At 60.9% G+C, this 11229-nt stretch carries 11 protein-coding genes and 1 riboswitch; of the genes, 3 read left to right on the top strand and 8 right to left on the bottom strand.

What is annotated here, in order from left to right:
* The 3 genes from G7Y52_RS13480 to G7Y52_RS13470 form a co-directional block, all read right to left on the bottom strand.
* Positions 1–230 (bottom strand): helix-turn-helix domain-containing protein (locus G7Y52_RS13480; protein WP_165065509.1); only part of this gene is annotated, 230 nt, incomplete at its 3' end.
* A gap of 178 nt (positions 231–408) precedes the next feature.
* The gene (locus G7Y52_RS13475) at positions 409–1068 is read right to left on the bottom strand and encodes a TrkA family potassium uptake protein (protein ID WP_165072748.1); all 660 of its coding nucleotides are present in this window, start codon (positions 1066–1068) and stop codon (positions 409–411) included.
* A 261-nt stretch (positions 1069–1329) separates the two neighbouring features.
* Entirely contained in the window at positions 1330–2694 is a 1365-nt protein-coding gene (locus G7Y52_RS13470; RefSeq protein ID WP_165072746.1) for a potassium transporter TrkG, read from the bottom strand.
* A gap of 161 nt (positions 2695–2855) precedes the next feature.
* A riboswitch (TPP riboswitch) is annotated at positions 2856–2980 on the top strand.
* A gap of 58 nt (positions 2981–3038) precedes the next feature.
* Here G7Y52_RS13470 and thiC point away from each other — a divergent pair.
* Both thiC and G7Y52_RS13460 read left to right on the top strand, forming a co-directional pair.
* Positions 3039–4319, top strand: coding sequence for a phosphomethylpyrimidine synthase ThiC (gene thiC, locus G7Y52_RS13465; protein ID WP_165072744.1), 1281 nt, complete (start codon positions 3039–3041; stop codon positions 4317–4319).
* A gap of 143 nt (positions 4320–4462) precedes the next feature.
* Positions 4463–4615: a hypothetical protein gene (locus G7Y52_RS13460; RefSeq protein WP_165066112.1), complete on the top strand. Its 153-nt coding sequence runs from the start codon at positions 4463–4465 to the stop codon at positions 4613–4615.
* Positions 4616–5009: 394 nt separating this feature from the next.
* Here the strand turns inward: G7Y52_RS13460 and G7Y52_RS13455 are convergent, their stop codons facing one another.
* Positions 5010–5927 carry an EamA family transporter gene (locus G7Y52_RS13455; protein WP_241159763.1) on the bottom strand — a complete coding sequence of 306 codons (918 nt, stop codon included), beginning with the start codon at positions 5925–5927 and terminating at the stop codon, positions 5010–5012.
* Positions 5928–6408: 481 nt separating this feature from the next.
* On the opposite strand from G7Y52_RS13455, the gene G7Y52_RS13450 reads away from it, so the two are divergent.
* Positions 6409–6921, top strand: a complete 513-nt coding sequence (locus G7Y52_RS13450) for a transcriptional repressor (protein ID WP_165072742.1) — start codon at positions 6409–6411, stop codon at positions 6919–6921.
* 446 nt (positions 6922–7367) lie between these two features.
* Here G7Y52_RS13450 and G7Y52_RS13445 read toward each other — a convergent pair whose 3' ends face one another.
* The 4 genes from G7Y52_RS13445 to G7Y52_RS13430 form a co-directional block, all read right to left on the bottom strand.
* On the bottom strand, positions 7368–7943 hold the full coding sequence (locus G7Y52_RS13445) for a hypothetical protein (RefSeq protein WP_165072740.1): 576 nt from the start codon (positions 7941–7943) through the stop codon (positions 7368–7370).
* Between the two features lie 102 nt (positions 7944–8045).
* A complete protein-coding gene (locus G7Y52_RS13440; RefSeq protein WP_165072738.1) occupies positions 8046–8531 on the bottom strand; it encodes a GNAT family N-acetyltransferase in 486 nt (161 codons plus the stop codon).
* 249 nt (positions 8532–8780) lie between these two features.
* The gene (locus tag G7Y52_RS13435) at positions 8781–10841 is read right to left on the bottom strand and encodes a hypothetical protein (protein WP_165072736.1); all 2061 of its coding nucleotides are present in this window, start codon (positions 10839–10841) and stop codon (positions 8781–8783) included.
* Between the two features lie 197 nt (positions 10842–11038).
* Positions 11039–11229, bottom strand: a 191-nt coding sequence (locus G7Y52_RS13430) for a phage tail assembly chaperone (RefSeq protein ID WP_241159653.1), incomplete at its 5' end; no start/stop codon positions are given.

The following is an 11229-nucleotide window of genomic DNA, read 5'->3' as shown; positions in this document are numbered from 1 at the left end:
TTTTTATCAAGAAGGGCTTGCAATTCCCGAATCTCCTCGCATGAGAAACAACTTGGGCGATGGCCATTGGGTTTGGCTGATAATCGTTGGTTTTCACGGTAAGCTCTGACCCAATTGCAGATGCTAGCCGGGGTATAACCTAAAATATCTGCCAATTGCCTGGCTGTTGCTTTTCCATCAAGATACGCATGAACAGCCTTGGTTCGGATTTCTTCAGATGCAAATTTCATCTCTGCAATCTAAACGATTTTTAAATAAAATAAAAGTCAAATTGCTCTATTTTAAATGGTTCAACGAAAATTCTTTCCCCGGCAGAATTACGAGGCAGTGTCCCGAAAAAACAAGGTTTTTTCTGATAAGCGTGAACAGGCCCTAGAGCGTTTAGCTCATGAAATCAGATGACAGGCCCTAGGGGTCCAGATCGACCATATTGTCGGCCCGGCCCGCCACCACCAGGGTATCCCCCTTATGCAGCACCGTGCGCGCCGGGGGCACAAAGACAAAGGAAGGCTCGCCCACCGGGCGGATGCCCATGACCATGACGCCGAAACGCTGCATCAGATTGAGTTCCACCAGGGTTTTGCCGTCCCACTGGTTCACGCGCAGTTCCCGGATGGCAATGCCGCCGTATTTGGGGATCAGATCCAGCATGCCGGGACAGGTGAGCTGGTGCGCGGCCATGACCGCGGCTTCCATTTCCGGCACCAGCGCGCGATCCACACGCAGGCGCTGCAGAATCTTGCGGTGCTCCTCATTGGAGGCCTTGACCAGGATTTTGGGCCCGCGCAGTTCCTGGACGTTCAACGTGATGCTCAAGGACTGTTCCACGCCCTGCCCCACACTGATCACCACCCAGTTCAGATCCTGCACATGCAGGGAGCGCAGCACGCTGATATTGGTGGCATCGGCCTTGTATACCGTGTCCAGGGCTTCCTCGGCCAACTGCACGCGGGTTTCGGACATATCAATGCCCACAACGGTATGCCCGAGGGAAACCAGGGTAGTGGCCATGCGCAGGCCGAACTTGCCGAGGCCGATGACCCCGATTTCCAGTTTTTTTTCAGGCATGCCGCCTCCTTCGCTCTGAAGCATCTGAATTTTTTCCGGGCGCCAGCGGGCTGTTACGGGAGGCGCGGACGGCATAAGAACGGCACGCCGCAAGCCCGGGCAGGCTCTAGAGCAGATTACCTTTGACTTTTTATGAAAGTCAAAGGTGGCATTCAGGCGAAAAACGCGGTTTTCGCCTGAATGTACGCCGCGTTGCGGCGGCTGCCGCTTTCGCGTCAGCAGAGCATTTTCAAAGTGAAAATGCTCTACGGACGCGGGGCTCTACCCGATGGGCAGTTGCGCCTCGGCAACCGTATACGCCTTTCTGGACTGCAGGCTCTGCACGGCCATGAGCAGGCTCAGCAAGCCCACGCGACCGGCGAACATGCTGAAAATAATAATGCATTTTCCTTCCAGACTCAAATCCGGGGTCAGATTCACGGAGAGCCCCACAGTGCCCAGGGCTGAAACCTCTTCAAAAAGAATCTGCAACAGCGAAATGCCTTCCTGGCCCGTGCGGTGCAAAATGCCGTTTTCCGTAATGCTCAGCAGAAAGGCGGAAACCGCAATCAGCATGGAATAAAGAAAAAAGAGGGTCAGGGCGCGGGTCACGTTTTCCCTGGGCACGCCGCGTTTTTCAAGCACGATCTGCGTGTCGCCCCGGAACTGCGCGGCCACATAGCCCGCCAGCACCCGGAAGGTCACCACCTTGATGCCGCCCGCGCAGGAGCCGGGGCCCGCGCCCACAAACATCAGCGCCATGAGCACCATCAGGCTGGCCTCGCTCAGGGAAAGCATGTCCACGGTAGTGAAGCCCGCTGTGCGCGCCGACACGGCGTGGAAAAAGGAGACGAGCAAAAGATCCAGGCCGTCGCCCACGCTTTGCTCGTTGCCCGCCCGGTAAAATTCAATGCCGAAAATCAGCACTGTGCCCATAAGCAGCAGAAAGAAGGTCGTTTTGACCACCAGGCGGCTGAACCGGCTCAAACGGCGCACCGGCGCGCCAAGCCGTCCGCCGCTGGCAATGCCCAGAAACTCCCGCAGCACGCCAAAGCCGATGCCGCCCAGAATGATGCTGCCCGCGATCACCAGATTGACCACCACGTCATCCCTGAAGTCCATGAGATTGCCCGGGCTCAGGGCAAAGCCCGCGTTGCAGAAGGCGGACACGGCGTGAAAAACCGCGCTGAAAGGGTGGAAAAACACCGGATCGTGCAGAAAAAGCAGCACGGCCGTGCTGGCCTCAATGCCGAACACCAGCGCCACGATCTGCCGCAAAAAGGCTCTGAGGTTGAAATCCCCGCCCAGCAGCGCCTGGCTCACGGCCTCCCGGCTGGTAAAAGGCACATGATGACGCCAGAGCAGAAAGATGATGCTGGTATAGGTCATGACGCCCAGGCCGCCCAGCTGGATCAGCAAAAGCAGCACCCACAGGCCGAAGGGGCTCAAAACCGCAGTGATGTCCACCGGGCTGAGGCCGGTGACGCAGACGGCGGAGGTGGCAAGAAAGCAGGCGTCCGTCACGCTCAGCGTTTGGCCTGCCTGGTGGCTCACGGGCAGGCAGAGCAAAACCGCGCCCGCGGCAATGGCTCCCAGAAAGGAAAATACGGGCCAGGTCAAGGGGCTGAACAAACGGTTGCGCTGCATTGCAGCTCTGTATTCCAGGCCTTGGGGGATTGCAAGACGCGGATGCCGCAAACCGGGCCCGGCGCGCCGCAACCTTGCCGGATCAGGGCTTGTTATGGATCTGCGCCGCCAGGACGCGCGCGCAAAACTCCTTTACAGCTTTGCGCGGCCACGGTATGCTTTTTGTGAGCTAGGGGAGCCGTTGACGCGCTTTGCAAGCGTCCTTGCGGCTGAGAGTGGGAATGAACCCCAGACCCTTGAACCTGACGCAGTTCGCACTGCCGGAGGGAAGCCGCGGCCACAACGCTTTTCCCGCAGCTTGTGGCTTTTTTTCGCGCCCTGCGTCGCAACCTCGCGAGGCATTCATGTCAACATCGCTCTGTGCACAAAACACCGCTCTGCGCGGCCTGCTTGACCGGCATCTGTCCGCCCTGGCCCGGGATGAGGAACTTGCCCCGGAACGCATCAGGGACGCCCTGGAGGCAGGCACTATGGTCTTTCTGGGCAATCCCGCGCACGCGGGCCTCAAGCCCGTGCTGGTGGGCCAGCCCGCCCGCGTCAAAGTCAATGCCAACATCGGCACCTCGCCGCTCTGCAACTGCCCTTCCACCGAGGAACGCAAAATCGCGGCCGCCCTGGAAGCCGGGGCGGACACGGTGATGGATCTTTCCATTGCCGGGGATCTGGACGCCATCCGCCTGGGCATGCTCAAAGCCTGTCCGGCTCCCCTGGGCACGGTGCCCATGTACGCCGTGGGCCAGCAGATCCTGGACGCCGGGCGCGACATCAGCAGCATGAAGCCCGATGATCTTTTCGCGGAAATTGAAAAGCAGGCCCGCCAGGGCGTGGATTTCATCACCGTGCATTGCGGCCTGTCCCGCCGCGGCGCTGCAATGGCCGTAAAAGACAATCGCGTTCTGGGCATTGTTTCGCGGGGCGGCTCCATGCTGGCCCGCTGGATGCTGGAGAACGACCGCGAAAATCCCTTGCTGGAATATTTCGATCGCCTGCTGGATCTCTGCCTGCCCTACAACGTGACGCTGTCCCTGGGCGACGGGCTGCGGCCGGGCGCGGGCGCGGATGCGGGCGACGCGGCCCAGTGGGAGGAAGTGATCAATCTGGGGCAACTGGCCAGACACGCTCTTTCACGCGGCGTGCAATGCATGATCGAGGGGCCCGGCCATGTGCCGCTCAACCAGGTGCGCAGCCAGATCCAGGGCATCAAACGCCTGACCGGCAATGCCCCGCTCTATGTGCTGGGGCCCTTGTGCTGCGACAGCGCGCCCGGCTACGATCACATTGCCGGGGCCATCGGCGGCGCTTTGGGCGTGGAGGCCGGGGTGGATTTTCTCTGCTACCTGACCCCGGCCGAGCATTTGACCCTGCCTGACGAGGCCGACGTGCGCGCCGGGGTGATGGCCTCGCGCGTGGCCGCCCAGGTGGGCGAAGTGGCGCTGGGCAGGCCGCGGGCCGTGGCGCGCGAGGCCGCCATGAACGCCGCCCGCAAGGCTCTGGATTGGGACGGCATGGCCAAAGCCGCCCTGGACCCGGCCCAGCTTGCCAAACGCCGGGAGGATCACAAAAGCGAGGAAGTCTGCGCCATGTGCGGCAAATTCTGCTCAGTGAAGATGCTGCGCGGACACTAGGGCCTGTTAGCACTATCCTGCGCATTCTTAACTATTTTAAAGAGTTCAACGGAAATCCTTTCCCCGGCAGAATTACGAGGCAGTGTTCCGAAAAAACAAGGTTTTTTCTGATAAGCGTGAACAGGCCCTAGAGCAGATTACCTTTGACTTTTTATGAAAGTCAAAGGTGGCATTCAGGCGAAAAACGCGGTTTTCGCCTGAATGTACGCCGCGTTGCGGCGGCTGCCGCTTTCGCGTCAGCAGAGCATTTTCAAAGTGAAAATGCTCTAGAGCAGATTACCTTTGACTTTTTATGAAAGTCAAAGGTAATCTGCTCTCATACGTTAGAGCGGTTTGCTGTTGAAAACGGCAACCGCTCTGGCGGTCGCGGGGGCGGACGTCCGCGCCGGCGGTAGCCGCTAGCAAGCTTTGCTTGCTTGCGCCAGCCGTTGGCGAGTCTGCGAGCCTTACGGATGGCGACAGCGGTTTCGTTGCATATTTTTTGTGGTAACGCATTGCTGTCTCCATCCGTAGCTTCCTTCGTCGCAACGGCTGAAGCAATGAGCCTGAAAACCACGCTTTTCAGGCGCTTGTCCCGCTTGCGGGGGCTTGTCCCGCTTGCGGGGAAATGATGGCAGCGCCGCTTTTGAAGTTGAATACTTTCAAAAGCAAAATACTTTATTGGATAAAACAGACCTGCCCGGCCTGCCTCTATTTGTTGTGCTTGTGCCAGAGCACGAAAAAGACCGACCCCACAGTCAGGCAGCAGGCCAGGATCATCCGGCCGCTCACCTGTTCGTTGCCCAGCCACCAGCCCAGAAAAATGCCGATAACCGGTACCACATACTCATAGGATACAGCCGTGGCAATGGAGGCGTGCGCCAGCAGCCAGAAGTAGCAGGAATAGGCAATGATCGAGCCGCCCAGGCTCATCCAGAGGAAAGCCAGGAGTACCTCCGGCCGCAGGTTTTCCCAGCGGGTCATGGCCGCTTCGCCGCCGACAAAGCCTGTCAGCAGGCATTCCAGGCCGCCGGCGCAGAGCAGCAGCCCGCAGGATTGCAAGGGGCCCAGCCGGGTGCTCAAGGGAAAACGCCGCGTCAGCAGGGAACCCGCCACCCAGCCCAGGGTGGCCCCAAAGACCCAGAGGATGCCGCCCGCACTGGACTGATCGGGCCCGACGCTCACGCCGTGGCTCTTGCCCAGCAGGATCAGGCCGCACAGACCGCCCGCAAGGCCCAGCCACTGCATCGCCGAGGGGCGTTGCTCGCCCCCGAACAGCCAGGCGGCCACCAGCATGGAAATGGGCGTGGAGCCGGTGACCACCGCGGCCACGCCGGAAGTCACGCTCTCCTGCCCCTTGGCCAGAAAGCCGCTGGCCATCAGCACCATGAACAAACCCAGCCAGAGCGCGTGCAGACAGTCGGCGCGGTCCGGGCGCTGCCAGCGGCCCGCGCAGGCAATGGCCGCGCAGAGCAGGGCTCCGGCCAGAACCATGCGCGCGCCGCAGGCCAGAAACGGCCCGAGCACTTCCAGCGTGTACTTGAAGCCGATATAGGTGGAGCCCCAGGACACATAGACCAGAAACAGGTTGAGCATAATTTTCAGCGTCAGGGGGGAAAAGCGCACCATGCACTCCTTAGGAGCCTTGTACTTTTGCCGCGCCCGGCACGCGAGGTCTTTCCTGCCGCCCCACAGAAACGCGCAGCCGGCAAGAGCAGCGTTGCCGCGGCAGGCTGCCGCAAACGAGCGGGCGAAATGTACTTTCGCCGTTACTCGCCGGAGCGGGCGTTTTAAAAAGCACTATGCTCTGGATGCGTCTGCCCTGGGGGCAAAGACCTTCAGCCCTCTATCCGGGGCCGGATCATCTGTCAAGCGCTGTGCGCGGCAGCAGAACATTTTCAAAGAGAAAATGCTCCAGCAAAGCCCCTTGGCAGAAGTGCGCGAGACATGCTAGTACCTGTAACGTAGAGAGTTACAGGATACTGGCCGCCGGACGCCAGGCCGGCGCGACAGCAACGATGACCGCGTTTTTCGGCAGAACGAAACTTTGAAACGCTGTGCGGTTCAAAATTGATCTGCTCCGGAGAGAAATCAGGGGTTGGGTACAGGTATGGCGTCTACACAAAACACTGCGACTCTGGCGGACTTTCTGGAATTCATGAGCCGCAAGGGCTTGAACACCACTTCGCAGCGCCGCGTCATTGCCGAGGCTTTTTTTGAGTTGCCGGGGCATCACTCGCTGGAAGAGTTTTACCAGCATATTCTGCAGCGCGATCCCGGCATCGGCCAAACAACCGTCTACCGGACGCTCAAACTGCTCTGCGAAGCGGGGCTGGGCATGGAAATTCACTTCAGCGACGGCATCACCCGCTATGAAGTGGCCCGGCCGGACAGCCACCATGACCACCTTGTCTGTCTGCACTGCGGCGCAATCGTGGAAATATACGATCCCCGCATCGAAAAGTTGCAGCACGAGATGGCGGAAAGACACGGTTTCAACCTGTGCGGGCATGTGCATAATCTCTACGGCCTGTGCGCCCGCTGCCGCGCGCAAGCCGCAAAATCGCTCAAAAAAACGGCTTCAGACGCCGGGCCGGCAGAATCCGGCAATGCCGCCGACTGATTTTTGAGCGCAGCCTGCCTTTTAGAGCATTTTTTGATTGAAAATGGATATTTTCAATCAAAAAACGCTCTAGGGTCAGCCCTCATTAATCCACCTGCTGCAAAGCCGCCTTTTTCCGTCCGGCGGCGTTGCAAGGTCAACATTGACCTTGCGGTATGTTCAATACAGCTTCGCCCAATGTTTGCCTTGCGCCTTGCTGGCCGAAAAATTCGGCTTTTCGCGGACGGTGTTTTCATGAGGGCTGACCCTAGAGCAGATTACCTTTGACTTTTTATAAAAGTCAAAGGTGGCATTCAGGCGAAAAACGCGTTTTTCGCCTGAATGTACGCCGCGTTGCGGCGGCTGCCGCTTTCGCGTCAGCAGAGCATTTTCAAAGAGAAAATGCTCTGGAAGACGTTCTCACGCCGCACCCTGTGCGTCGCAAGGGCATTTCAACGTCACCGCGCCTACGGCAGCCGCGGGCCCTGCGCGCCCAGGCTGAAGAAGTTGCGGCCCGCGCGGCCCGCGCCGTTGAGCAGGGTGGTGGTCAGGCCCAGATAATCGGTGTCGGCCTTTTTGCGCAGGTATTGCGCCTCCATGGCCGAGCTTTGGGCCTGATTGCGCAGACCCCAGGCCCGCAACTGCTGATTGTGAGCCGCGTCTGTGCCCTGTTGCTGTAGAGAGAGCGCGTCCAGCTCGCCTTTTTCCGCGGTATCCAGCACGCGGTCGAGCGTGCCGCCCACGTCCGCCTGCGCTCCGGAAGCCGCGGCCTGAGCCCGTTGCGCGCCGATGATCCGCGCCGCTTCCTGCCGTTTGCGCGCCGCGTTTTCATAGCCCTCTTTCTTGGCCGCGCGCGCTTCCTGGTCGGCGGCCTGGGCATTTTGCTCGGCGATTTGGGCGTTGCGAGCAGCCAGCCTGGATTGATATTCGGCCTGTTCACGCTGATTCCGGGCCTGCTGCGCGGCCCCGGCCACTCCTGCGGCCGTGCCTGCCAGGGCCACGGCCGCGCTGATGAGCGCGGCGGCGCTCGTTGCAATGGCCATCTGTCGCACCTCCTTTGAGAGAATGGCGGCCTGTGCTCCCGGCAGCGAAGGGGGAGAGTGCCGCGTATGCCGCCGCGTCAGGCTCTTGCCTGACGTGAGAAGTCATTGCATCAATGACTTCTGTTGCTGCCTTCCGAGCTCCCTGTGCCAGATGCTTTCCGTCCGGCGCGCGCCCAGGCGGCGGTACAGCGCGTCGCAGGGGCGCGAATCCGGCGAGCTGTACTGCACAAGATCGACTCCCCGTTGGATCAGAATTTTTTCAGCCGCGCGCAGCAGGCCAAGGGCCGCCAGGCCCCGGCGCGCTTCCGGGGCCAGATACAGGCCATCCAGGGCAGCCAGCGTGACGCCCTGCCGGTGCGGGCAGGGCAACACTGTGAACGCCGCATAGCCGCAAAGCCGCCCGTCATCCTGCCGGGCCGCCACCAGCACAAGCATGTCCAGTTGCTCAAGGCTTGCGTATTGCGCCAGATTCAGGCTGTAGCCCGGCCCGCCGTGCATGGAGGCTTCCACTTCGTCCCAATGGGCTCTGGCCAGCGCCGGAGCCTCCTCCTTGACGCGCGCCAAGGGCTCGGCTTGAAAAGTGAGCATCCGTTCTCCTCCTTTCAGGGTAGTGCGGGATTGCCAGAGCATTTTCTCTTTGAAAATGCTCTGCTGACGCGAAAGCGGCAGCCGCCGCAACACGGCGTACATTCAGGCGAAAACCGCCTTTTTCGCCTGAATGCCACCTTTGACTTTTATAAAAAGTCAAAGGTAATCTGCTCTAAGAAGGCTTGCGCCGAAACATTTGCCGAGGCACGGAATGAGAACCGCCAAACGCGACCGGGCGTGGAGTGCGTTTTACTCTCCCGCGAAATCCACATCCAGGATCATGGCCATGAGCCGGAAGGGCAAAGGTCTGTCCTGCACCAGCCAGAGCGTGGCCGCGCTCTCAAGGCCGCCGCCGGGGAAGCAGTCCAGATCCCCTGAAAAGGGAGTCACGGCCTCGCCCCAGAGCTGAGGCAAAAAGGGCAGATCATAGAGCTGATCCCGCGTTGGCCCGTACTTGCCGCCCACGCTGCGGTGCAGGCGCAGGATGCAGCGCCCGTGGCTGCGCCCGCGGCCCAGCGTGGAGCCGTACCGGCTTTCGCTTTCCACAGGCAGGGGAGAGAGCGTGGAGACAAAGCCCAGCCCCGTATGTACCACTTTGGCCGGGTAGGGCAGCTCAATACGGCCGTCGCGCACCATGCAGCCCTCCACCGGGCTGCCGTCGGCCAGCACCGAAACCTCGCGGCCTTCCAGATGTGCAAGCCCTTCCACCAGGGTGGAAGCCGTCTCCCGGCGCACGCTGCGACCGCAATCCACAAAATAGGCATCTTCCACAGGGGCATGGTCCGGCCATTGCGGGGCCAGGCGCTCCAGGAAGAAGCGTTTTTGGCCCATGATTTCCCGTTCGACCACCAGCATGAGCACATCGCTGTCTTCGCCGGAGAGCGCGGCCACGGAACGCACGCGCCCGTCCGTGATCTGGCGCGACCAGCCCCAGATGTCATGCTCCTTCATATAGGTGAAAGCCAGCAGCAGGCCGTCGTCGCGCACCACCCAGATGGTGGAGCCCGGCGTCTGCTGATAGGCCCATTGCAAGAGCTTGTGGCCTTCAAACAGATGCGGGGCCAGGATGGAAAGGTCATTGCCCGCATAGCCGTCCCTCTCCAGGGAGTAAAAAAGATCACGCACCCGGCTGCCGTGGCGCTGCACATGCAGGATGGAATTGCCGATGATGATCGGCGTAAGCCCGGCGCTGCCCCAATAGGACTGGGCCGTGATGTTTACGTTGTTCGGCGTGATGGGCGCGCCGTCGCCGCCCCCGGCCTTGTATTCGCTGCCCGAGGTGCCGAGCAGCAGATCCCCGAAGCTGGCTGCCCAGGTGATGGCGTCAATGGAACCGGAAGCGATCAGGTATTCCACCGGGTCGTCGTCCTGCAGGGGCCGGGACTTGCGGAAATTCTCGAAATCCCCCACCCGGGACATGTAAAAGGCCTGCGGCGCTTCGGGCGTGGAGGCCAGCACCATGCGCTGCTGGTGAAAGGCCACCACGCCGGGATTGTTGCCGTTGGCAAAGGGGTTCCAGTCTTCGCGCGGCGTATCGGAGGTGTCGGCCTGATAATTCTGATCGCTGAAGCTTGTGCCCGTGGCTATGCCGATGAAGCCGAAGTACCCGGCCTCCTCCCGGTATATGTTGTATTCCGCCGCGCCTTCCACGGCCTGCCAGGAAATAGTCGCGCTGTTGCCCTGCACCCAATCCGAGGGATGACGCGCGTCTGGACCTTCGCCGGCCGCAGAGGGCAGGGACTGCCGCCCTTTTTCATCCACCGCCGCCACCTTGTAGCGCAGAGTGTATGAGCCGCCACTGCCGTTGAAAGCGACCGTGGGCGCGCCCGGGGCCGGAAGACCGGTGTTCAGCGCCACGGGCTCCAGGCTCCAGAGATAGCTGCCGATTTTGCCCTCAGGAGCCTGGCGGCGCACCACTTTGTGCAGGGGATGGCCGCGGTGGGCCAGGTAAACCACATCCCCCACCTGGGCATGGGAAATTTCAAGCAAATCCCTGGTGGCGTAGGGCGTTTCAATGACCGGCGCGGCGTCGTCCAGGCCGTCGGCATGGGCAATGCGCAGCGTTTTTTCCCCGAGGACAAGAAGAAAATTTTGATCCGCAGCGGCGCTGAAACTGAAGGGGATCAGCACGGCGTAACCGCCGAGATCGGCCAGAAAATGCGTGCCGGGGCGGCGGCTCACGTCGCCGTGCAGGCCGGGCAGCATGTTTTCCATGCAGGCCACGGAATTGCGGTAACGGGCCAGATCGTAACGGGCCGAAAGTGTGGGGGCCACTTCGCCGCCTGTGAAATTTTGCAGCGCAATGCGCATTTCTACCTCCTGTCACAGCTCCGGCGGCAACTGCCTGCCGCAGTAACCAGTTGCTGTCTTCATCCGTAGCTTCCTTCGTCGCAACGGCTGAAGCGACGAGCAGGGCCAGAGCGTCAATGACTTTGCGCGGCTTGATAGTAATCAGTCACGGTTATTTGCCTCCCAACGCGCTCAGTTCAGCCGAAGTTCCAGATCCGTCATTGCTCTACACCTCTGGGGTTTACCGGCCACGGCGTTGCCTCTCCGCCGCCATCCCAGGGCGCGCCGGCTTGCGCGGGCAGGTCGCGCAGGGCCTGACGCCAGGCCATAACTGAGGAACGAGTTATGTCATCCAAAGGATAGTCGGGCATAATCAGATAATCCGCAGCGGACAGGCGGCGGTCACGCT

The sequence above is a fragment of the Desulfovibrio sp. ZJ200 genome (assembly GCF_011039095.1).
GTDB lineage: Bacteria > Desulfobacterota > Desulfovibrionia > Desulfovibrionales > Desulfovibrionaceae > Desulfovibrio.
Note: the sequence above shows the minus strand (reverse complement) of the source record. Positions and strands in the feature narration are given on the sequence as shown.